Raw genomic sequence first — 20906 nt, 5'->3', positions numbered from 1 at the left:
TGCGCAGATATGCGATACGCATCTTGCCAGCGGGGCGCGTTGCGACTAATGCGCGCCCTCGGCTGCAGGGGTGTAGCTCAGCTGGTAGAGCATCGGTCTCCAAAACCGAGGGCCACGGGTTCGAATCCTGTCACCCCTGCCATTCCCTCCCGGGAAGGCCATTTCCTCTTCAATGGCTTGTCGATGATGGCTCCGCGCACTATCGCGCGGGTCATGACAGAAGAAGAAAAGCAAAAGCGCGATCTCGCTGATCGCAAATTCTATCCGGCAGAGCAGGAAGCCCAGTTCGAAAAGAAGGGGCTCGAAAAGCACACGCCGCAGACCGAACATCCCTCCTACAAGCTGGCATTCCAGGACAAGGACTTCCTCCTGCGCGAGGAACTGCGCCCGGTTCGCTTCCAGCTCGAACTCCTCAAGCCCGAGATGATCCTCGATGAAGCCGGTGTCGGCTCGACGCTGGTCATGTACGGCAGCGCCCGCATTCCCCCGCCCGAAGCGGCGGAGGCGGCACTGGAAGGTGCCAAGGACCTGCCCGAAGACGAGCGCAAGGTCGTCGAAAGCCTCGTCGCCAAGAGCAAGTATTACGCCGAAGCCATGAAGCTGGCGAAAATGGCGACCGAAAAGTCGATCATCGAAGACGGCAAGCGCCAGTTCGTCGTGTGTTCGGGCGGCGGTCCCTCGATCATGGAAGCTGCCAATCGCGGCGCCAGCGAAGCGGGCGGCGAATCGATCGGCCTCAACATCATCCTGCCGCACGAGCAGGCTCCGAACTCCTATGTGACGCCCTACCTTTCGCTCAACTTCCACTATTTCGCCCTGCGCAAGATGCACTTCCTGCTGCGCGCGCGTGCGGTGGCGGTGTTCCCGGGCGGCTTCGGAACGTTCGACGAATTCTTCGAACTGTTGACGCTGATCCAGACCGGCAAGATGAAGCCGATGCCGATCCTGCTGTTCGGCGAGGATTTCTGGAAGCGCGTGGTGAATTTCGAGGCGATTGCCGAAGAAGGCACGATCTCGAAGAAGGACCTCGACCTGTTCCGCTGGTGCGAAACGGCCGAGGACGCCTGGCAGCACATCAGCAATTTCTACGGCCTCTAAGGCCTGCAAACCGGAAGGCTCAGCCTAGCTTGCGCACCGCCTGGTGCCCGAGCGGGCCTGAGCCTTCGCCGAATTCGGGTGCATTCTCGATCGCTGCATAGACGAACCCGCGCGCCAGCCTGATCGCGTGGGTGGTCGGCTGGCCATAGGCGAGGAACGTCGCCAGCGCGGCCGACAGCGTGCAGCCGGTCCCGTGCGTATGGCGTGTGTCGATGCGATGATGGCCGAAGCTGGCGATCTTGCCGGTGGAGGAAACCGCGCGGTCGAGCACCTCGTCCCCTTCGCCATGCCCGCCTTTTGCCAGGACCACGGTATCGTGTTTCTCCGCGAGTTCGCGCGCGGCATCGAAGACGTCTTCGTCCGCAATGCTCTCGCGTCCGGTCAACGCTGCCAGTTCGGGCAGGTTGGGAGTGACGATGGTGGCAATCTCCATCAGCGCGCCGAACGCACCGATGGTGGCCTCGCTCGCCAGTTCGGAGCCGCTGGTCGCGACCATGACCGGGTCGAAGACGATCGGTCCGGCGAAGGTGTCGAGCCGCTCTGCCATTTGCATTGCGATCTGCGGTGATCCCAGCATGCCGATCTTGATCGCATCGGCCCCGATGTCGCCAAGACAGCTTTCGACCTGGTCCATCACAAGTTCGGGGTGCATCACCTCGATACCCTGCACGCCGCGCGTGTTCTGGGCCGTGACTGCGGTGATTGCGCTCATCGCATAGCCGCCGAGCATGGTGATGGTCTTGATATCGGCCTGGATACCGGCACCGCCCGAACTGTCCGACCCGGCGATGGTGAGGATGCGGGGAGGGGCGCCGCTCATCCCTTGTGCTTTCGCACGGTGCTTGCGGGGAATTTATCGAGCAGCTTTGCCGAACGCGTCGGCCGGTCCATCAGCTCGCCCCCGCAATTGGGGCACAGATCGTCCAGTTCATCCGCGCATTCGGTGCAGAAGGTGCATTCGAAGCTGCAGATAAAGCTGCCTGGCTTATCTGCCGGCGTATCCGCGCCGCAGCGCTCGCAATCGGGCCGCATCTCCAGCATCAGGCGGCATCCTTTACGGCATCGCAAATCCGGTCGACGACCCGCTCCACCTGCGCGGCATCGTCGCCCTCCGCCATCACCCGGATTACGGGTTCGGTGCCGGAAGGCCGGATTACGAGGCGTCCGGTCCCTTCGAGTTCCTTCTCCGCTTCCGCGATGACTGCTTTCACGCTGTCGGCCTCGAGCGGTTTGCCGCCCGAATAGCGCACATTCTTGAGAAGCTGTGGCACCGGGTCGAAGACGTGCAGCAACTCGCTGGCCGGCTTGCCCGATCGCACCAGGCTGGCAAGGACGCGCAGCGCTGCAACCGTGCCGTCACCGGTGGTCGCATGATCGAGAAGGATCATGTGTCCGGATTGCTCGCCGCCGATATTGAAGCCGCCTTGCTTCATTTTCTCGAGCACATAGCGGTCACCGACCTTGGCGCGCTCCAGCGTCAGGCCCTGGCCTTGCAAATAGCGCTCCAGCCCGAGATTGCTCATCACCGTTGCCACCACGCCGCCACCCGTCAGGTCGCCGCGCGCATGAAGCCGGGATGCAATCAGACCCATGATCTGGTCCCCGTCGACCGCGCGTCCCTTCTCGTCGATCACGATCAGCCGGTCGGCATCGCCATCGAGCGCAATTCCGATATCGGCACCTTCTTCGACCACGCGGGCCTTGATCGCATCGAGCGAAGTGGAGCCGACATCGCGGTTGATATTGGTGCCGTCCGGCTCGACGCCCATGGCGATAACATCCGCACCCAGTTCCCAGATCGCCGACGGCGCGACCTGGTAGGCGGCCCCGTTGGCGCAATCGACCACGACCTTCAGCCCGTCGAAACGGATGTCGCTGGCCACCGATTGCTTGATCGCGTGGATATAGCGGCCGCGCGCGTCGTCGATCCGGCGAGCCCTGCCGATGCGGTCGGCCTGGACGAGCAGCGGCTCCTGCTCGAGCAGCAGTTCGATCGATGCTTCGGCCTCGTCGGAAAGCTTGAAGCCGTCGGGGCCGAACAGCTTGATGCCATTGTCCTCGTACGGATTGTGGCTGGCCGAAATCATGACGCCGAGGTCGGCGCGCATTTCGCGGGTGAGCAGGGCGATGGCCGGGGTGGGCAGGGGGCCGGTCATGATCACATCCATGCCCACGCTGGTGAACCCTGCCACCAGCGCGCTTTCCATCATGTAGCCGGACAGCCGCGTATCCTTGCCGATGACGACCCGGTGCCGGTGACCGCCGCGCAGGAAGTGCGTTCCCGCGGCCTGGCCGACCCGCATGGCAGTGGCGGCGGTCATCACACCCTCGTTCGTGCGTCCGCGAATGCCGTCGGTGCCGAAGAATTTGCGTGACATTTCTCTATGCGCTCCCTTGTCTGTGACCGCCTCTTGGCCGTGATTGATGCGGAATAAAAGCCATGGCGCCATTTTTCCGAGCCGCTATGCAACCTCGTGCCTGCCCATGCGTTGTCTGGGCAAACCGAAAGTTCAACACGAATACCGAAAAGGGGATCCATTCATGGCATTTCAGCTGATCGACCTGCCTTACGACGACACTGCGCTTGAGCCGGCCGTGTCCGCCAAGACGCTGTCCTACCACCACGGCAAGCATCACCAGGCCTATATCGACAAGACCAATGCCGCGATCGAAGGCACCGATCTTGCGGACAAGAGCCTCGAAGAAGTCATCGCCGCAGCGCGTGACAGCAACCAGGGCCTATTCAACAATTCCGCACAGAGCTGGAACCACGGCTTCTACTGGCACTCGATGGCTCCGTCGGAAACGTCGATTTCCGATGAACTCAAGAGCATGATCGAAGCGTCCTTCGGTTCGGTCGACGAACTCAAGTCCAAGCTCAAGGATCGCGGCGCAGGCCACTTCGCCAGCGGCTGGGTCTGGCTCGCGGAAAAGGACGGCAAGCTTTCCATCGAGGAAACCCATGACGGTGACACGCTTGCCGATCACGAAGGGGTGAACCCGCTGCTCGTCATCGACCTGTGGGAGCACGCCTATTACCTCGACCACCAGAATGCGCGTCCGGCCTATCTCGACGCGGTCAGCGGCAAGCTGAACTGGAGCTTCGCCCACGACAACCTGTCGCGCGGCTCGACCTGGACCTACCCCTCGTAAGTCTGGCAAGATTTAAGGGAAGGCCCGCTGCACTCCGGTGCGGCGGGCTTTTTTGTGTCAGGAAGAGGGTTGCTCGTCGCTCTCGTCGCTGAAGACGCTGGCGGTGAACAAGGGCTCGCCGAAGATGAAGCCGACCAGGTTCGGCCTGCCGATATGGTCGAACAAGGCGGTCAGCATCAGCAGGATCGGGACCGAGAGCAACGCCCCGAACGCGCCCCAGATCCAGGTGAAATAGGACAGGGCGATCAGGATCATGACCGGGTTCATGGTGAACCGTGCGCCCAGGATAGAGGGCGTGATGGCGTTGGCCTCGATCGTGTGGAGGCCCAGATAGGCGAGGGCCGGAACGAGGCCCAGCAAGACCGTGTCGGCCGTCCCGATCCCGAATAGCGCGAGCAGGCCGACCATCAGGGTCGGGCCGATATACGGCAGGAAGTTGAGAATGGCGGCAAGTCCGCCCCACATGATCGGGGCATCGACGCCGAGCGCCCATGCGCCAAGCGCCACGATCACGCCGACCAGCGCGTTGATCCAGCCGACAGTGAGGATGTAGGCGGCCACTCGGTCCTGCACCTCGCGCAGCACGCGCGCCGCCTTGATGCTGGTCCCGAAGCTCGTTCGGCCGAAAAGCAGTTTCTGGCGCAGGCGAATGCGCGATTCGATCATGAAGAACGCCATGAGGAGGGTCAGGATCACCTCGATCACCACCGTCGGGGTGGCGAAGGCGATTTCCTCCAGGAAACTCGGAGTGGCGAGGACGACCTCGCGCGGCTGTCCTTCGCGGGCCATCAGGTCGGCCAGCTGGTCGTTGACCTGGGCGACCCACGAAAAACGCTCCTGCAATTCCCCGAAGCGTTCGCCCACACGTTGCACCAGTGCGGGCAATTCGTCGAAAAGCGTGATTGCAGGCTGCAGGATCAGCGCGAGCGCAAGAAGCAGGATCGCAAAGAAGACCAGCAGCGAAACCAGCGAGGCGAGCGCATTGGGCAGGCCCCAGCCATTGAGCTTATCCGCCAGCGGCGACAGGATGACAGTCAGGATAACCGCGGTGACTACGGGGAGGAAAACGATCGCCCCGATCGACAGAACGAAGGGCAGGGCAAGGAACAGGCCCACGCCGAGCAACAGCACGAGCGCCGAAATCAGCCGCAGCTCCTGCTGCGCAAACGCGTTGCGCTGACCCGGTCGGCGAACCGGGGGCGGCGTTTGCGGTGCAGGCTCTTGGTCGGTCATGTCTGGCCTATGTGCCGTGCAGCGGTCGGCGGGACAAGCGCGGGATCACCCGTCAGTTGCGTGACGCTATGCCCTGGCCGGCGGCGACTTCGTCGAGCTCTTCCAGGATTGCGCGATGGGCCGTGTCGTCGTCGATCGAGCGCTTGGGGATCGATCCGTCTGCGAGCATCGAATTGAGCGTTGCACGCGCACGGCCGACACGGCTCTTGATGGTGCCGACGGCGCAGCCGCAGATATTCGCTGCCTCTTCGTAGGAAAAACCGCCCGCGCCGACGAGCAACAGCGCTTCGCGCCGCTCCGGCGGGAGCGTCAGCAGGGCGCGGTGCATGTCGGACAGGTGGATCGGCTCCTCCTGTCCCGCAGGTGCGGTCAGCACGCGCTCGGCAACCGTTTCGTCATATTCGCCGCGAAAGCGATTACGGCGCATGTCTGTCAGATAGGCATTGCGCAGAATGACGAAGGTCCAGGCACGCATGCTGGTGCCGGGCTGGAAGCGTTCCTGTGCCGCCCAGGCCTTGAGCAGCGTTTCCTGTACCAGGTCGTCGGCCATGTCGGCACGGCCGCAGAGGCCGCGCGCGAAGGCGCGAAGGTGCGGGACGACCTCGGTCAATTCGCGTTTGAAGTCGGCTTTTTCGGAAGCCGTCCGCTTCTCACTTCCCATCAGTCCTTCGAGTCCAATTTCGACAGGAGATCCTTGAATGTATCAGGAAGCGGCTCGTCCACAACGGAGTCGTAAAGCTGGCGCAAGCCATTGGCCCACTCGGGCTGGCTTTCCTTCTTACTTGTCGACGTCCGGTCGTTACCCTTGGGCAGCTTTCCTTCGGAAGGTGCAGGAGAAGTCATCGTGCTAAAAATACGTCCTTGTCCTCGCGACGGGAGTGCCCGGTAGTTTTGGCCATGTCGCTCGTTACGATCCCTCTAGTCCACCCGTAACGCCACAGGAGGAATCGGGTTCCACACGGGACAATATAAATATGCCACACGGCCAATCGTCCGGAACCAACCCTTTCCCGAGGGATATTAGGGGGCAGACCGCAATACGAGACGGGAATTAGAGGTGGTTGAGGACAAACTCATGCGCAAGAAGGTGCGCCAGCGGTGGCTGGTCGACTACCCGCGCGCCGTGCCTCTCGCCATTTTTGCCCTGGTCGCCGCGGTCACAGCGCTAAGTGTGTTCGCAATCGAAAGCGGACAGCGCATTCGCGAAGAAGCGGACCTGAACCGGAAAGCGCAGGCAATGGCCTTTGCGATCGAACGGCGGGCTTATTCCAATTCCGCATTCCTCAGGGCAGCAGGCGCCCTGTTCGGTTCGCAGGAGCAGGTCAATGCGGAGACCTTCAGGCAGTTCGTGGCCGAACTCAGGCTCGATTCCGATTATCGCGGCGCCGAAGGGATCGGCTGGGCCCCGGCGATCGGAGCCGGGGAGATAGCAGCAACCGAGGCCATACTGAACGAAGGCAAGCTTTATTCGGTCCGGATCACTCCGAGCCTGGTTAGTAATCCGCGCGAGCAGCTGGTCCCGGTCATGTTCCTGCAGCCCGATACCTTGCGCAACAGGCGGGCAATCGGATTCGACATGTATTCCGAACCGGTACGCCGCAAGGCGCTGGACGAAGCGACGCGTACCGGGCGGCCGACGGCTACCGGGCGCGTAACCCTCTTGCAGGAAGGCGGAGAAGAGCGCCCGGGCTTCCTTATCTACATGCCTGTTTTCGAGGGCGGGGTCAGCAACCGCAGCCTGAAAGGCTTCGTCTACAGCCCTTTCAACGCGGAGCAGTTTCTGACCTCGGCTGCAGAACTGGTGTCGATCGAGGAGACTCCGATCAGATTGTTCGACGTGGGGGACGAGGGCCGGTTCCTTATCGCGGAACGCGGGGGCTGGGTTGCCGATCGCCCGTTTATCGAGCGCGAGGTCGACCTCGCAGGACGGGAAATGCGGATCGTCGTTCAGGCAGTCCGCGACAATACGCTGTCGCCGCTTTCGATGATCACCCTGCTGTTCGGTCTAGCGGTCGCCAGCCTCCTGCTGATCGTCGCGCGCCTCCTGACCCAGCAAGCGCAGGAAGACAGCAAGTCGCTTGAATGGTTCGCCGAACAGAATTCGATCCGCAATTCGCTGACGCGTGAACTCAATCACCGCGTGAAGAATACCCTCGCCAATGTGCTCTCCATCGTTTCGTTGACGCGCCGCAGGGCAGAGGATCTGGATGAATTTGCGGAGGGCATCGACCAGAGAATTCGGGCTTTGTCGGCTACGCACGACCTGCTTACCCAGTCCGAGTGGGGGACCACGCCGATCCAGTCAGTGATCGAGGTGGAACTCGCCCCTTACGTAAACGACCAGGATCACGAGCTTGTGATCGAGGGGCCGGAAGTCGAGCTTGCGCCCAATGATGCGCTCTCGCTCGGCCTGGCGCTTCACGAGTTGGCGACCAACGCTGCCAAGTATGGCGCGCTGAGTACGGGCGGCGGGAAGGTCGCGATCGTCTGGACGCTCATCAGCGAAAATCTTGCCAGGATAGACTGGTCCGAAAGTGGCGGGCCGCGCGTGACCGAGCCGACCAAGCGCGGCTTCGGCACGGACCTGATCGAGAAGATCGTCGCACACGAATTGCGCCACCCGGTGGAACTGGATTTCCTGCCTACGGGCGTGCGCTGCAAATTGCTCGTGCCGGTCCGCGAACCGAGCGAGTTCGCGCTGCGGAGCCCCCCCGCCCAACTCGAAAAGGAATAGGTCCTACAAGCGTCCTGCCGCCCACGATCCAGCCGCAACAACGCACAAAAAACGCCGCCGGGACGATGGTCCGGGCGGCGTTTTTGATTGGCGTTGTGTCCTGTCAGCCGAGCGGGCGGCTGGAACCGAAGAACAGGGCCTGGCTGATGGCGGCACGCACCGTCTGTTCCTGGAACGGCTTCGTCACCAGATACGTCGGTTCGGGACGATCGCCTGTCAGCAGGCGCTCGGGATAGGCGGTGATGAAGATCACCGGCACGCTGTCGATGGCCAGGATGTCGTCGACCGCATCGAGGCCCGACGAACCGTCGGCCAACTGGATATCGGCGAGGACCAGGCCAGGCGTTTTCTGGGCGACAACTTCCTGGGCTTGCGTACGGGTAGCGGCAGTGCCGCACACTTCGTGGCCCAGCGACGTGACGAGATCTTCCAGCTGCATCGAGATGAGCGGTTCGTCCTCGATTATGAGAACGCTGGTCGAACTTTCGCGATCGATTTCGCTGACCGCTTCCTGCACCAGGCTTTCGATCTCGGAAGGTTCGACTTCCATGATCTCGCTGGCCTGTTCGACGGAGAAATCTTCCAGCGTCGTAAGCAGCAGGGCCTGCCGGTTGAGCGGTGTGATCGATTTGAGTCGATCCTGCGCTGCACCTTCGTGACCGTCGCCCGAAGGCTCCTGAACATCAAGGTAGGCGCTCGACCAGACCTTGTTGAATGCGCGATAGAGGGGGACGCGGCCACCCTCCAGCGACGCCTTCAGGTCGTCGTCTGCCAGAGCGGCCTCCAAGGTTGCGCGTACGAACGCGTCACCGGTTGCCTGAGATCCGGTAAGTGCCCGCGCATAACGGCGCAGGTAAGGCAGGTTTTTCGCGATTTGGTCACCAAGCGACATATAACCCCTTCCGTGGTTTGCGCGCATTGAACGCGCCGCCACGAGAACGGTTCCTAGCTCCGACCCGGAAATCATGCTGTTTGACAAATGTTTCAATCGGCGCGACGAAGTCGACCATCAGGGAGTGGGTGCGGAAAAGCCGATGTTCGAAATTGCAGAGCCTTACGCCTGTCAGGAATGTCCGCTCCAGGACTGCCCCGGCCTGCGCCCGCTGGACGATGCGCAGCAGGCTTACATGCAGACGGTCAAACAGGCCGAGGTAAGTTTCGAGCGTGGCGACGTGGTCCTGAAGGAAGGTGAGGAAACCGATCACCTCTTCACGATCCTCGACGGCGTGGCCATCCGCTATCTCGAGCTGGAGGACGGTCGCCGCCAGATCATCAATTTCATGTTCCCTGGCGACCTGGTCGGTCTGCAGGGTGCGTTCGACGAAGCGCTGAGCCATTCGATCGAGGCGGTCCTGCCGCTGCGCCTGTGCCGTTTCCGCCGCTCCGACTTCGTGCACCTTATCAAGGAACACCCCCGGCTCGGCTTCGACATTACCTGGCTGGCGGCCAAGGAAGAAAATGCGCTGGAGGGGCATATCGTCTCGCTCGGCCAGCGCAGCGCGCGCGAACGGGTCGTCTACCTCGCTGCGTGGCTGCTCGACCGTGCGCTTGCCACCGGCATTGCGCGCGATGGCAACAAGCTGTCCATGGCCATCACCCAGTCCCAGATCGCGGACATGCTGGGCCTGTCGCTGGTGCACACGAACCGGACGATCAAATCGCTCGATCGCGACGGGCTGGTCGAATGGAGCTCCCGCGAAATCTGTGTCCCGGACATGGCCAAGGCGGCGAAATTCGCCAGTTTCGAGCGGTCCGAAAAGGGGCATCGACCCTTCGTCTGAATGGGCAGTAAAAAAAATTGAAAAAAATTTGCGGGGTGGGGAACCCCATTCCCGTCGAGACATTTCTACTATGTCACCGCCGAGACCCCCCTCCCGTCCAAGCGGCTGGTGATACGATCCCGAAAGGCCTTCGCTCCAAGAGAGCGGAGGCCTTTTTTCTTGGCGGTTTCCCAAACCGGCAGAAAGACAGGCTGGTCTGACCTGCCGTCAGTTCTTGGTAGATTGAATGGGAAAGATCAGCCGGGGCGCAAGGCGCCACGCAGGCGCGAAATCATGCCGCGCTTTTCGGGCTGGCACAGCACGTCGACCAGTACGGCCGGATCGTAGGGCTTTTCGAGAACGCTGCCCATTTCGGCGATGTGTTCGGGAATGTCCTTGGGCTGGCCGGTCGAGAAGATGATCCGGGGGCTGTCGGGACCCAGTGCCTTCACAAGCTCCGCTATGGCCCAGCCGTCGTCGCGGTCGGCGAGGTGCACGTCGAGGACGATCGCGTCGGGCTGCTTGCGGCGCAGAGCCTCGAGCGCCGTGTCGGTCGTCGAACAGATTTCCACCTGTTTGACCCCCGCAGCCTCGAGCGCGTCTTCCAGCATCACGCCAAGAATGGCCTCGTCTTCTACGACAAGGACATGTTCTGGCATTTTGCAGGTAGATGATGGCGCGCGTGCGATGATGTTCGGTCCCGATTGATAGGCCCGTGAATTCGGCGCCTAATCTCGAAAGGTCGAAGCGGCCAACCGGTTCCCACCGGCAACACAATCAGGCGCATAGTTGCCCCGGCGCAACGATTCCGGGGTTACAGAGCCTTTTCGTAGACCACGTATTCGCGGTTCACCCGGCTGTCGATTGCGTCGGCGATCGCCTTCATTCCCTGATTGTCATCGAGGATCCACCCGATCTCGCCGCGGCGGGCCTTGTATTTGGTCGCGGCCACATCGCGGATTTCGCTGATCATCATGAAGGCAAGCTGGCTGGCGAGGCGCGAGTTGTGCAGTTCCTTCAGCACGCCCATCAGCGGCACGCGCATATCGGCCTGCTTGGGCTTTTTGAGCCAGCGCAGCAGCTTGAACCAGCCGAACGGCAGCAGCTTGCCGCCGATTTCTTTCAGCGGGCGATTGATGTCCGGGAAGGTGAGCATGAACGCGACCGGCTTGCCGTCCAGTTCCGCGACCATGTTGAGGTCTTCATGGATGATCGGCTTCAGCTTCTTGCCCGCATGGGCGATCTCGGCCTCGGTGAAGGGGATGAAGCCCCAGTTCTTCGACCATGCATCGTTGAGGATATGGAGGATCGTCTCGACTTCCTCGTCCCACTTCGACTTGTCGACCTTGCGCACTTGGATGCGCTCGTTGCGTTCGCCCGATTTGACGATGCGGCGGATCAGGGGCGGGAATTCCTGCTGCACGTCGAGATCGTAGGTGAGCAGGCGCTTCGCCTCGCTAAATCCTGCCTGTTCGATCCACCGCGCATAATGCGCCGGATGGTGCCCCATCATGATCATCGGCGGATGGTCCTGGCCGGTCACGAGCAGCCCCGGTTCTTCCCAGATCGACAGGGAAATCGGGCCGAGGGCGCGCGTCATCCCGCGTGAACGCAGCCATTCCTCGGCCTTGGCAAGAAGGGCGATGGCCACGGCCTCGTCCTCGGCATCGAAATAGCCGAACAGGCCGGTCCCGGGTCCCATGCCCTGTTCGCGTGGCAGTTCGAGGGCGAGATGGTCGATATGGGCCGAAATCCGTCCAACGGGCTTTCCGTCTCGGCGGGCAATGAACAGCTGGACGTCGGCATGTTCGAAAAACGGGTTTTTCGCCGGATTGACCAGCTCCAGCTGCTCGGAGCGTAGTTGCGGGACGAAATGCGGCTCCCGCGCGGCAAAGTCCCGCCCCAGGTCGACAAAGGCAGCGCGGCCTTTCTTGTCATTTGCCTCTACGATCACGATATTCTGGTCAGCCACGCAGCACTTCCCTTGTTCAGCCGGGGTTAGCCCTGCGTATGGCACATGATCTTTGTCAAGGAATCGCGCGCGGTCGATCACTATGATCGAGACCCGAGACTGTCATTTTTCGCGCCGATCCACTAAGGCTCCCCCCAGGAAACGACCATGAACGCTGAACAGACAATTCCTGCTGCAAATCCTGCGCCTTCGCGCGATATGCGCGGCTGGCATTCGCAAATCGCCGACGACAAGGCGATGCTGCGCGGTGCGCGCGATTTGACCAAGGATATCGCCGAACACCGTGCTTCGATCTACTGGACCGACATGGTCGGCTCGGCGTTGCTGGGTTACGCCTCGCTTGCAGGGGCCATCCTTACGCAGAGCACAGCCCTGGCAGTCGTCCTGTCGATCGTCTCGGTGCTGGCGCTTTATCGTGCACTTCTGTTCATCCACGAAATCTCGCACTTCCGGAACGGGGCGCTCCCCGGTTTCCGCGGAGCGTGGAATGCGCTGGTTGGCATTCCGATGCTGACGCCCTCCTTCATGTACGAGCAGGTGCACACGCTGCACCACAAGCGGACCCAATACGGCACGGTCGAAGATCCGGAATACCTCCCTCTAGCCCTGATGAAGCCGTGGAGCCTGCCGCTGTTCGTCATTATCGCGATCCTTGCGCCGGTGGCACTGCTGTTCCGCTTTGCTGTGCTCGTGCCGCTGGGCGCGATCATCCCGCCGATCCGCCGCCTGACCTGGCAGCGTGCCAGCGCACTGGCGATCAATCCGGAATTCCGCCGTCGCCCGCCCGAAGGCGACTTGCGTCCGCGGGTCATGCTGCTGGAGCTGGGCGGCTTCATCTGGTCGTGGATGCTGATCGGCAGCGTCTTCGCCTTCGGCTGGAAACCGCTGCTCTTCGCCCTGGGCGTTGCATCCGTCGTCGCACTGCTCAACCAGCTGCGCACGCTGGTCGCGCATCTGTGGGAGAACGAGGGCGAAGCCATGACCGTCACCGCGCAGTTCCTCGACAGCGTGAATGTGCCGCCGCCGGGCGTGATCGCCGAAATATGGGCGCCGGTGGGCTTGCGCTATCACGCGCTGCATCACCTCATGCCGTCGATGCCCTACCACTCGCTGCCCGAAGCGCACCGCCGCCTCGTGCGCGAACTGGGCACGGAATCGACGTATCACGGTGCGAACCACGCCGGCATGGGCGTGCTGGTAGCCCGCATTGCCCGCAGCACGATGGGTGGCCGCAAGGGCTGATTGCCCTCAGCTCAAAAACCTGATCATCGCGCAGCGTCGCTCGCGCGGGAGGCCTAGCGCGACCTCCTGCTCGATATCGGCTTTCAAGCGCGGATGGGCATCGACGTCCTCGACCGTCTCGAAGCCAAGCCGCGCATAGAACGGCGCATTCCACGCGACGTCGGTAAAGGTCGTCAGCGTGAGCGCGGCAAACCCGCTGTTGAGCGCATCGACGCCGATGGCCCGCAGCAGCACCGCGCCGATCCCCTGCCCCTGCATGTCGGGATGGACCGAAAGCTCGCGGATGTGCAGTTCGCGGCGGTGCGGCTGGGTCGAAAGGAAGCCGACGATGCGCCCGTCGCTTTCGGCCACCAGGCAATGCCCCTTGCGGATCATGGCGTGCTGCGCGTCCGCCGGGATCGGGTCCATACTCGCTATGCGGGACAGGCCTTCGACCTCGAGGAATAGCCTTCCTGCCGCGCGTTCGATGGCTGGCAGGTGCTCGGCATCTTCCGGCTTTGCGAGCCGGATGCTCCAGCCGGTCATTCCTCGGTCCGGATCAGGACGGTTTCACCGATCAGGAGGAAAAGGAAAAAGGGTGCCCAGGCTGCGAGGAAGGGCGGATATCCGCCGAAATTACCCATCGCCAGCGCGGCGTTGTCGACCACGAAATAGGCAAAGCCCAGTGCCATGCCGATCAGTGCGCGCACGAAAAGCTGACCCGATCGCGCCAGTCCGAAGGCGGCCACTGCGCCGAGCAGCGGCATGAGGAATGAAGACAGCGGGCCGGACAGCTTGTGCCACCACTTCGCACGCATTTCGCCTGTGCGCCTGCCTGCTTCTTCATAGGCGTCGATGGTCGGGCCGAGCTCCCAGAAGGGCACGGCATCGGGATCGATCCGGGCAAGGTCGATCTGGTCGGGGGTGAGGCCTTCACCCACGACGATCTCGTCACCCGTGGCGTAATTGGCCGTGGCCACTTCGAAGCGTTCGATCCCTTCCAGCTTCCAGCCCGGCGCCGCGTAGGTGGCGCGGTCCGCGACGATCTGTTCGAGGATCGCCCCTTCTGCATTGCGGCGATAGAAAGTGACCTTGCGCATGGCGATGGCATTGCCGCGTCCGGCCAGTTGGGCCGCGGTCATCACATTCTCGCCATCGGTCAGATAGACATTGGCGCGCACGTTCGATTCTTCCGGGATAGGCCCGTATTCCGCCGCTTCCCACGCCTTGAGGGTCGCGGTCGCGCGCGTCACCAGACGCTCGTTGAAGGCGAAGCTGAAGCCGGCGACGACCAGCGCCGTCAGCAGCAGCGGGGCAAGCACCTGGTGGGCGGACAATCCGGCCGCCTTCATGGCGATAACCTCGCTGTTCTGGTTAAGCGTGACCAGCGAGATGAGTGTTGCCAGCAGCACCGAATAGGGCAGGAAGCGCTGGATCAGCTGCGGTATCCTGAGGCTGGCATAGGTCAGCAATTCGCCCTGGCCATTGCCTTCGACCGCCAGGATCTTGCCGCTGTTCGACAGCAGGTCGAGCATCATCAGCACCAGCACCAGCATGACCAGCACCGCCAGGATGCGGACCACGAACAGTTTCGCGAGGTAGAGCGTCAGCGTGCGCGAGGGGAAGAAGTCGAGTTGCACCGATCAGCCCTCCGCCGCCAGATCGTCGTCCGTGTGGACATGGTGTCGGCGCTTGCGCCTGAACAGCTTGCCGATCTTCTTGGAAATCTTGGCGAACCAGTTCTCCAGCGCGCCGATCGCCTGCCCGCCCGGCACGAAGGCCACGCGCCAGTACATCCACAATATCAGCGCGGCGAAGACCACGAATGGTCCCCACAAGGCCAGGATCGGATCGGCAAGGCCAAGCGCGGCCACGTCCTCTCCATACTGGTTTATCTTGTGATAGGCGACGACCATGATGATCGACAGGAAGACGCCCAGCGCGCTGGTCGATCGCTTGGGCGGTATGCCGAGTGCCACGGCGAGCAAGGGCATCAGCGCCATCATCACCACTTCGACCAAGCGGAAATTGAAGCTGGCCTGGCTGGCGTCGCGCTTGTCCTCGGTCTGATTGTCGGCCCAGCCGATGCGAAGGAGTTCGGGCAGGATATATTCGCGCTCGTCCTCTCCGCGTGCGCGGAATTCCTCGATCGCGGGCAGGTCGATGGGCAGGTCGTGCCGGGTGAAGGTCAGCACACGGGGCGTCTGGCCCCCGGTGTCCTGGATGATCGTTCCCTCGGTCAGGCGCAAGATGATCGTGTCGGGATCGTCGGTCGTGGCGAGGAAGGAGCCTTCGCGCGCAGAGATCGACAGCACCTGGCCCTTGTCATTGGCGACGCGCGCGAAAATGCCGATCAGGCGGCGGCCGTCGTCTTCGCTTTCCTCGATGCGCAGCGCCATGCGGTCGGCGAGCGTGGTGAACTCGCCCACCTTGATCGATGCCCCCAGCGCGCCCGAGCGAAGCTCGTATTCGAGGCGTTCGTAGGTGAAGCGGCTGACGGGCTGGACGAAGAAGACCAGCGCCACGTTGATGGCCATGAAGACCATGGTGATGATGTAGGGCACCCGCAGGAGGCGGCCGTAACTGAGGCCGACCGCGCGGAAGACGTCGAGCTCGCTCGTGGTGGCGAGCTTGCGGAAAGCAAGGAGGATGCCGAGCAGCAGGCCCAGCGGGATCGCGAGGCTGGCATATTCGGGAACGAGCGTCGCCAGCATCTTGAAGACGACACCGATCGGCCCGCCTTCCACCGCCACGAAATCGAGCAGGCGCAGCATCTTGTCGAGCGTGAGCAGCGATGCCGCGAGGGCGAAGACGCCCAGCATCGGCACGATCACCAGCCGGAAGATGTAGCGGTCGATGGCGGGTAGGAAATTGAGCACGCGGTTTCCGGTTTCTTGGGCGTTGCGGGCGGCTCTAGCGAGAAATTACCCGCACGTCATGCCCTACCGGAAATGAGGAAAGGAATGGCTGTCAGGCCTTTTCCAGCGTGCATTGCAGCGGATGCTGGTTCTCGCGGGCGAAATCCATCACCTGGTTCACCTTGGTCTCGGCCACTTCATAGGGAAAGACGCCGCAGACGCCGACACCCTTCTGGTGGACGTGGAGCATGACGCGGGTCGCTTCTTCCATGTTCATGCGGAAGAACCGCTTCAGCACGATCACGACGAATTCCATCGGCGTGTAATCGTCGTTCAGCAGCAGGACCTTGTACTGGCTCGGCTTCTTGGGCTTGGCGCGGGTCTTGGTCGCGAGACCGGTCTGGCCTTCGCCCTCGCGGGTATCGTCGTCGTCGCCATTAGCGGCGCGGATAGCGTGGAGGGCGGTGTAGTCGGTCATCAGAAGCGGCAATATCGTATCGTTTCACCAAATCGCAAGGCGTCAGTCTCCCCGTGCGCCGTCGCGGGTTAAGAAAACGTCGAAACGCGCACTTGCGGCGCGAAAAAGGAAACGGGCCGAACGACAGTGATGTCGTCCGACCCGTCCTGTCCAACCACCGGGCGAGGGAGAGAGGAGAGAGAGCCCGGCGGATTGAAGTCAGTTTGCCTTAGGCAGCCTTGCGGACCTTTTCGGCAGCGAGGCTGAAGCGGCTCGAAAGCGGAGCGAAAGCTTCGTTGGCCAGCTTGACCATGGCTTCGGTGTTCTTCGAAGTGGTCGAAACCATCGCGTCGAAGTTGCGACGTGCGATTTCACCCTGGAGCTGGAAGAGTTCGGTCGGCGACTTGATCGCAGCGAACTTCTTGACGTCGCCCTGGACGGTTTCTGCAGCCGACTTGGCTTCTTCGACATAGGTGCGGCCCATGTCCTGCATGCCGTTGGCGAGGATCTTGCCGGATTCGACGAGAGCTTCGAGATTGCCCTTCTGGAATTCGACGACGTCCTGGGTCATTTCGGCACCCTTGTCGTAAGCGGCCTTGGCGCGGGTCTGCACGTCGGCAGCAACTTCCTTAGCCTTGGCGGTGTAGTCGGTGGTCTTTGCGTTCTTGGCAGTGGCCATGATGGTATCCTTCAGCTTGGAAATCGGGGTGGTAGCGGTCGCGGGCTTCTTGGCTGCGGCCTTGGTCTTCGCAGGCGCTGCCTTCTTGGCGGCGACCTTCTTGGGAGCGGCCTTCTTCTTGGCCGGTGCCTTCTTGGCAGCGACCTTCTTGGCCTTGGCCGGAGCGGCCTTCTTCTTGGCGACCGGCTTCTTCTTTGCAGGTGCGGCAACGGCCTTGGCGACCTTGTCGGTCTTGACCGGTGCACTCGTGTCCGCTTCGACTGCCTTTTCAACGGCCTTCACGTTCACTTCGCCCTTGGCCGCATCAGCAGCCTTCTTTTCCGCTGCGTCGGCAAATGCCTTCTCTGCGGCGGCGTCAATTTTGCTCTGGCTGTCAGCCATGGGAAACCTCGTTTTGTTGCAGTGCACAAAATAGGCATTGCAACTGCGAAGTCAAGGATTTTTTGTGCAGTGCACAATAAGTCGCGACGAGGCGTGTTTTCAGCAGGTTATACCGCGATCAGCGGGTGGCGACGTAGCGTCCGGGCGCGTCTTCTATGACCTTGTCGCCCTTTCCGCCCGGCTTTCGCTTGCCAGTCGCAGGCACGGTTTCGCCGTCCTGTTCGCGCAGCCAGTCGATCCAGTCCGGCCACCAGCTTCCCGGATGCTCTTCTGCCCCCTCGCGGAATTCGGCGAGACTGCGGGGGGAACCGTCATTGGTCCAGTACTGGTACTTGCCGGAGGAGGGGGGATTGACCACGCCTGCGATATGGCCCGATCCGGCCAGCACGAAGCGCAAGGGACCGCCGAAATGTTCGGTGATCCGCCAGACGCTTTCGGCCGGCGCAATGTGGTCTTCCTTGCCCGCCTGCACATAGGTGGGGGTGTTCACCCGGCCGAGATCGACCGGCGTATTGTCGACCGTCAGCGCGTCGCCTTCGACCAGGCGGTTGTCGCGATAGAGGTCGCGCAAATACTGCTGGTGCCACTTGGCGGGAAGATTGGTGACGTCCCCGTTCCAGTGCAGCAGGTCGAAAGCCGGATAGTCTTCGCCCAGCAGGTAGTTGTTGACCACGTAATTCCAGATCAGGTCCGTGCCGCGCAGCAGGTTGAAGGTCGCGGCCATGTAGCGCCCGTCGAGATAGCCGTCGGGCGACAGGCCCTTGATCGCGGCCAGCTGCTGGTCGTCGATGAAGTTGAGCAGCTCGCCCGCCTTTTCGAAATCGACCTGGGCGGTGAAGAAGGTCGCGCTCCTGACCTTGTCCTCTTGCTCGCGGCGGTGGAGGATCGCCAGCGTGGCGGCCAGCGTGGTTCCGGCAACGCAATAGCCGATCGCATGGACGCTCGGCACGTCAAGCCGCTCGCGCACATGGTCGATCGCGTCGATCTGTGCGCGCACGTAATCGTCCCAGATCACGTCCTTCATGCTGGCGTCGGCCGATTTCCAGCTGACCATGAAAACGGTCACGCCTTGGTCGACCGCCCATTTCACGAAGCTCTTCTTCGCGTTGAGATCGAGGATGTAGAACCGGTTGATCCACGGCGGGAAGATGATGAGCGGCGTTTCCATGACCTTTTCGGTCGTGGGCGAATACTGGATCAGCTGGTAGAGCGGGGTCTCGTGGACCACCTTGCCGGGCGTGGTGGCGATATTCTCGCCCAGGGTGAATGCGCTCGCATCGGTGTGCGACAGCTGGCCCCGGCGCATATCGGCCAGCATGTGCTCCATGCCTTTGACGAGGTTATCGCCGCGGGTTTCCAGCGTGCGCTCCATCACCACCGGATTGAGCAGCGGGAAATTCGCAGGGCTCGCCGCTTCGGTGATGGCCTTGGTGGTGAAGCGCAATTGCTCGCGCTGCTGCGGATTGAGATTGTCCGCCTTCTCGACCATTTCCGCGACGCGTTCGGCCAGGAACAGGTAGGTCTGGTGGATCAGGGCGTAAGCGGGATGGGCGCGCCATTTCTCGTCGGCGAAGCGGCGATCCTTGCGCGGCAGCTCGACCTCGCCGCCGTGCTTTTCCGCTGCCTTGGGGCCAAGGCCATACTGGCCCAGCACGTCTTCCCACAGGCGCATGCCCTCTTCCATCAGGGCTTTCTGCTGTTCCGCCTGCGCCAGCGGCATTTTCTGGTACCAGTCGGTAGCCAGCGCCATCCAGCGCGCGGGATCGAAATAGGGCACCAGCGCCTGAGGGTTGGAGAGTTGTTCCGATTGGTATTGCAGCCACATGGCCTGCAGCTTGGCCCCGACCTCTGCCCAATGCTTTGCATCTTCGGGCGATACCGCGCCGTCGATCCCCTTTGCCGCGTCCATCGTTCCCATCATCGGCGCGAACATGGCCCGCATCAGCTTGGCAGGGCCTTCGTACATATTGGTGAAGGGATCGGGCGTATCGGTCATGGCAATCCTCTGGCGTCGAAGCGCGTCTTTAGTCACTTACACGATAATTCGCACACTTGTGATAGCGAGCGGCTTTGCGCTTGCATCGTGAATAGGTAATCAATGTGACGACGCAAATCACTTTCGGCCAGCATTTCGGCCGGCGTCGCAGGAGCAATGAATGTCCGACGAATTCTACCGCATCAAACGTATGCCGCCCTATGTCATCGCAGAGGTCAATGCGATGCGCCACGCGGCACGTCAGGCGGGTCGCGACATCATCGACCTCGGCATGGGCAATCCCGACCAGCCGCCTCCGCAGCACGTGATCGACAAGCTGTGCGAAGTCGCGGCCAAGCCCGATGCGCACGGCTATTCGCAGTCCAAGGGCATTCCCGGCCTGCGCCGCGCCCAGGCGAATTACTACCAGCGCCGTTTCGGGGTCGAACTCGATCCCGAACGGGAAGTGGTCGTCACGATGGGCTCGAAAGAGGGGCTGTCCTCGATGGCGACGGCCATCAGCGCGCCGGGCGATGTGATACTTGCCCCGAGCCCGGCCTATCCGATCCACACCTATGGCTTCATAATCGCTGGGGCGACGATCCGGAGCGTGCCGACGACGCCGGACGAACATTACTGGCGCGCGCTCGACAATGCGATGGCCTATACGGTGCCGCGCCCCACCGTGCTCGTGTGCAACTATCCCAGCAATCCGACGGCCGAGACGGTCGATCTCGAATTCTACGAACGGCTGGTGGCCTGGGCCAAGAAGAACGAGGTCTGGGTGCTGTCCGACCTCGCCTATTCGGAACTTTACTATGACGGGAAACCGACGCGCTCGATCCTGGAAGTGCCGGGTGCCAAGGATGTCGCGGTGGAGTTCACCTCCATGTCGAAGACCTTTTCCATGGCGGGCTGGCGGATCGGGTTCTGCGTCGGCAACCAGAAACTGATCGCGGCGCTGACGCGCGTGAAAAGCTATCTCGACTATGGCGCTTTCACACCGGTGCAGGCGGCTGCCTGTGCCGCACTCAACGGGCCGGAAGACGTGATCGCCCAGAACCGCGCGCGCTATCAGGCCCGCCGCGATGTCATGGTCGAAAGCTTCACCCGGGCGGGCTGGGAGATCCCTACACCGCCTGCCAGCATGTTTACCTGGGCCAAGCTGCCACCCGGTTTCGAACATATGGGCAGCCTCGAGTTCTCGAAGCAGCTGCTCCAGCATGCCGAAGTTGCCGTCGCGGCCGGCGTGGGCTTCGGCGAGGAGGGCGAGGGATATGTCCGCATCGCCATGGTCGAGAACGAGCAGCGCATCCGGCAGGCGGCGCGTAACGTGAAGCGATTCCTGGCCGAGCACGCCCGCTAGGTATTCGTCCCGATTGGAC

21 protein-coding genes and 1 tRNA gene are annotated in these 20906 nt (G+C 62.2%); 7 read left to right on the top strand and 15 right to left on the bottom strand.

The window, feature by feature from the left end; all coding sequences use genetic code 11:
* Positions 1–66 precede the first annotated feature (66 nt).
* Both LCM24_RS03965 and LCM24_RS03960 read left to right on the top strand, forming a co-directional pair.
* Positions 67–142 (top strand) — tRNA-Trp (locus LCM24_RS03965).
* Positions 143–213: 71 nt separating this feature from the next.
* Complete coding sequence (locus LCM24_RS03960) at positions 214–1098, top strand: LOG family protein (RefSeq protein WP_224802833.1); 885 nt, start codon at positions 214–216, stop codon at positions 1096–1098.
* Between the two features lie 19 nt (positions 1099–1117).
* Here the strand turns inward: LCM24_RS03960 and thiD are convergent, their stop codons facing one another.
* Genes thiD through glmM form a run of 3 tightly spaced genes read right to left on the bottom strand, consistent with a single transcriptional unit; the run spans position 1118 to position 3476 of the window.
* The gene (thiD, locus tag LCM24_RS03955; protein ID WP_224802832.1) at positions 1118–1918 is read right to left on the bottom strand and encodes a bifunctional hydroxymethylpyrimidine kinase/phosphomethylpyrimidine kinase; all 801 of its coding nucleotides are present in this window, start codon (positions 1916–1918) and stop codon (positions 1118–1120) included.
* Positions 1915–2139, bottom strand: coding sequence for a DUF1272 domain-containing protein (locus tag LCM24_RS03950; protein ID WP_224802831.1), 225 nt, complete (start codon positions 2137–2139; stop codon positions 1915–1917). The genes thiD and LCM24_RS03950 overlap by 4 nt, the downstream gene beginning before the upstream one ends.
* Positions 2139–3476, bottom strand: coding sequence for a phosphoglucosamine mutase (gene glmM, locus LCM24_RS03945; protein ID WP_224802830.1), 1338 nt, complete (start codon positions 3474–3476; stop codon positions 2139–2141). The genes LCM24_RS03950 and glmM overlap by 1 nt, the downstream gene beginning before the upstream one ends.
* Positions 3477–3639: 163 nt before the next feature.
* Between glmM and LCM24_RS03940 the strand changes: the two genes are divergently transcribed.
* Positions 3640–4251 (top strand): superoxide dismutase, encoded by a 612-nt coding sequence (locus LCM24_RS03940; RefSeq protein WP_221563644.1) that lies wholly within the window; start codon positions 3640–3642, stop codon positions 4249–4251.
* Between the two features lie 57 nt (positions 4252–4308).
* Here the strand turns inward: LCM24_RS03940 and LCM24_RS03935 are convergent, their stop codons facing one another.
* From LCM24_RS03935 to LCM24_RS03925, 3 genes are read right to left on the bottom strand one after another with little or no spacing between them, the layout of a single operon-like run.
* Entirely contained in the window at positions 4309–5484 is a 1176-nt protein-coding gene (locus tag LCM24_RS03935; protein WP_224802829.1) for an AI-2E family transporter, read from the bottom strand.
* 52 nt (positions 5485–5536) lie between these two features.
* On the bottom strand, positions 5537–6145 hold the full coding sequence (locus LCM24_RS03930) for a sigma-70 family RNA polymerase sigma factor (protein WP_224802828.1): 609 nt from the start codon (positions 6143–6145) through the stop codon (positions 5537–5539).
* Positions 6145–6327 carry a NepR family anti-sigma factor gene (locus tag LCM24_RS03925; RefSeq protein ID WP_090476279.1) on the bottom strand — a complete coding sequence of 61 codons (183 nt, stop codon included), beginning with the start codon at positions 6325–6327 and terminating at the stop codon, positions 6145–6147. The genes LCM24_RS03930 and LCM24_RS03925 overlap by 1 nt, the downstream gene beginning before the upstream one ends.
* A 214-nt stretch (positions 6328–6541) precedes the next feature.
* Here LCM24_RS03925 and LCM24_RS03920 point away from each other — a divergent pair, with 214 nt between their 5' ends.
* Positions 6542–8218, top strand: coding sequence for a CHASE domain-containing protein (locus LCM24_RS03920; RefSeq protein ID WP_318247357.1), 1677 nt, complete (start codon positions 6542–6544; stop codon positions 8216–8218).
* A gap of 103 nt (positions 8219–8321) precedes the next feature.
* Here LCM24_RS03920 and LCM24_RS03915 read toward each other — a convergent pair whose 3' ends face one another.
* Entirely contained in the window at positions 8322–9110 is a 789-nt protein-coding gene (locus LCM24_RS03915; RefSeq protein ID WP_224802827.1) for a response regulator, read from the bottom strand.
* Between the two features lie 73 nt (positions 9111–9183).
* On the opposite strand from LCM24_RS03915, the gene LCM24_RS03910 reads away from it, so the two are divergent.
* Entirely contained in the window at positions 9184–9999 is an 816-nt protein-coding gene (locus LCM24_RS03910; RefSeq protein WP_224802826.1) for a Crp/Fnr family transcriptional regulator, read from the top strand.
* A gap of 236 nt (positions 10000–10235) precedes the next feature.
* Here LCM24_RS03910 and LCM24_RS03905 read toward each other — a convergent pair whose 3' ends face one another.
* Both LCM24_RS03905 and LCM24_RS03900 read right to left on the bottom strand, forming a co-directional pair.
* Positions 10236–10637, bottom strand: a complete 402-nt coding sequence (locus LCM24_RS03905; RefSeq protein WP_224802825.1) for a response regulator — start codon at positions 10635–10637, stop codon at positions 10236–10238.
* Between the two features lie 155 nt (positions 10638–10792).
* Positions 10793–11950: a GNAT family N-acetyltransferase gene (locus LCM24_RS03900; RefSeq protein ID WP_224802824.1), complete on the bottom strand. Its 1158-nt coding sequence runs from the start codon at positions 11948–11950 to the stop codon at positions 10793–10795.
* A gap of 147 nt (positions 11951–12097) precedes the next feature.
* Here LCM24_RS03900 and LCM24_RS03895 point away from each other — a divergent pair, with 147 nt between their 5' ends.
* Positions 12098–13192 carry a fatty acid desaturase family protein gene (locus LCM24_RS03895; protein WP_160595542.1) on the top strand — a complete coding sequence of 365 codons (1095 nt, stop codon included), beginning with the start codon at positions 12098–12100 and terminating at the stop codon, positions 13190–13192.
* A 6-nt stretch (positions 13193–13198) separates the two neighbouring features.
* On the opposite strand, the gene LCM24_RS03890 is transcribed toward LCM24_RS03895, so the two are convergent.
* From LCM24_RS03890 to LCM24_RS03865, 6 genes are all read right to left on the bottom strand, one after another.
* Entirely contained in the window at positions 13199–13717 is a 519-nt protein-coding gene (locus LCM24_RS03890) for a GNAT family N-acetyltransferase (protein WP_224802823.1), read from the bottom strand.
* Entirely contained in the window at positions 13714–14811 is a 1098-nt protein-coding gene (gene lptG, locus LCM24_RS03885) for an LPS export ABC transporter permease LptG (RefSeq protein ID WP_090476264.1), read from the bottom strand. Before lptG ends, LCM24_RS03890 begins: the two co-directional genes overlap by 4 nt.
* A gap of 3 nt (positions 14812–14814) precedes the next feature.
* On the bottom strand, positions 14815–16050 hold the full coding sequence (locus LCM24_RS03880) for an LptF/LptG family permease (protein ID WP_090476262.1): 1236 nt from the start codon (positions 16048–16050) through the stop codon (positions 14815–14817).
* 91 nt (positions 16051–16141) lie between these two features.
* Positions 16142–16507 (bottom strand): ATP-dependent Clp protease adapter ClpS, encoded by a 366-nt coding sequence (gene clpS, locus LCM24_RS03875; RefSeq protein WP_224802822.1) that lies wholly within the window; start codon positions 16505–16507, stop codon positions 16142–16144.
* Positions 16508–16715: 208 nt separating this feature from the next.
* Positions 16716–17546 carry a phasin family protein gene (locus LCM24_RS03870; protein ID WP_224802821.1) on the bottom strand — a complete coding sequence of 277 codons (831 nt, stop codon included), beginning with the start codon at positions 17544–17546 and terminating at the stop codon, positions 16716–16718.
* A 118-nt stretch (positions 17547–17664) separates the two neighbouring features.
* On the bottom strand, positions 17665–19542 hold the full coding sequence (locus tag LCM24_RS03865) for a PHA/PHB synthase family protein (RefSeq protein WP_224802820.1): 1878 nt from the start codon (positions 19540–19542) through the stop codon (positions 17665–17667).
* A 160-nt stretch (positions 19543–19702) separates the two neighbouring features.
* Between LCM24_RS03865 and LCM24_RS03860 the strand changes: the two genes are divergently transcribed.
* Complete coding sequence (locus tag LCM24_RS03860; protein WP_224802819.1) at positions 19703–20887, top strand: LL-diaminopimelate aminotransferase; 1185 nt, start codon at positions 19703–19705, stop codon at positions 20885–20887.
* Positions 20888–20906 lie beyond the last annotated feature (19 nt).

The organism is Qipengyuania aquimaris, assembly GCF_020171965.1.
In the GTDB taxonomy this organism is placed as follows: Bacteria; Pseudomonadota; Alphaproteobacteria; order Sphingomonadales; family Sphingomonadaceae; genus Qipengyuania; species Qipengyuania aquimaris_A.
The sequence above is the reverse complement of the archived record's forward strand: the minus strand, read 5'-3'. Positions and strand labels throughout refer to the sequence as shown.

Bases quoted from the DNA above. Each gene is read 5' to 3' on its own strand.
- LCM24_RS03960 (WP_224802833.1), top strand. From the start codon at position 214: ATGACAGAAGAAGAAAAGCAAAAGCGCGATCTCGCTGATCGCAAATTC.
- thiD (WP_224802832.1), bottom strand. From the start codon at position 1,918: ATGAGCGGCGCCCCTCCCCGCATCCTCACCATCGCCGGGTCGGACAGT.
- LCM24_RS03950 (WP_224802831.1), bottom strand. From the start codon at position 2,139: ATGCTGGAGATGCGGCCCGATTGCGAGCGCTGCGGCGCGGATACGCCG.
- glmM (WP_224802830.1), bottom strand. From the start codon at position 3,476: ATGTCACGCAAATTCTTCGGCACCGACGGCATTCGCGGACGCACGAAC.
- LCM24_RS03940 (WP_221563644.1), top strand. From the start codon at position 3,640: ATGGCATTTCAGCTGATCGACCTGCCTTACGACGACACTGCGCTTGAG.
- LCM24_RS03935 (WP_224802829.1), bottom strand. From the start codon at position 5,484: ATGACCGACCAAGAGCCTGCACCGCAAACGCCGCCCCCGGTTCGCCGA.
- LCM24_RS03930 (WP_224802828.1), bottom strand. From the start codon at position 6,145: ATGGGAAGTGAGAAGCGGACGGCTTCCGAAAAAGCCGACTTCAAACGC.
- LCM24_RS03925 (WP_090476279.1), bottom strand. From the start codon at position 6,327: ATGACTTCTCCTGCACCTTCCGAAGGAAAGCTGCCCAAGGGTAACGAC.
- LCM24_RS03915 (WP_224802827.1), bottom strand. From the start codon at position 9,110: ATGTCGCTTGGTGACCAAATCGCGAAAAACCTGCCTTACCTGCGCCGT.
- LCM24_RS03910 (WP_224802826.1), top strand. From the start codon at position 9,184: ATGCTGTTTGACAAATGTTTCAATCGGCGCGACGAAGTCGACCATCAG.
- LCM24_RS03905 (WP_224802825.1), bottom strand. From the start codon at position 10,637: ATGCCAGAACATGTCCTTGTCGTAGAAGACGAGGCCATTCTTGGCGTG.
- LCM24_RS03895 (WP_160595542.1), top strand. From the start codon at position 12,098: ATGAACGCTGAACAGACAATTCCTGCTGCAAATCCTGCGCCTTCGCGC.
- LCM24_RS03890 (WP_224802823.1), bottom strand. From the start codon at position 13,717: ATGACCGGCTGGAGCATCCGGCTCGCAAAGCCGGAAGATGCCGAGCAC.
- clpS (WP_224802822.1), bottom strand. From the start codon at position 16,507: ATGACCGACTACACCGCCCTCCACGCTATCCGCGCCGCTAATGGCGAC.
- LCM24_RS03870 (WP_224802821.1), bottom strand. From the start codon at position 17,546: ATGGCTGACAGCCAGAGCAAAATTGACGCCGCCGCAGAGAAGGCATTT.
- LCM24_RS03865 (WP_224802820.1), bottom strand. From the start codon at position 19,542: ATGACCGATACGCCCGATCCCTTCACCAATATGTACGAAGGCCCTGCC.
- LCM24_RS03860 (WP_224802819.1), top strand. From the start codon at position 19,703: ATGTCCGACGAATTCTACCGCATCAAACGTATGCCGCCCTATGTCATC.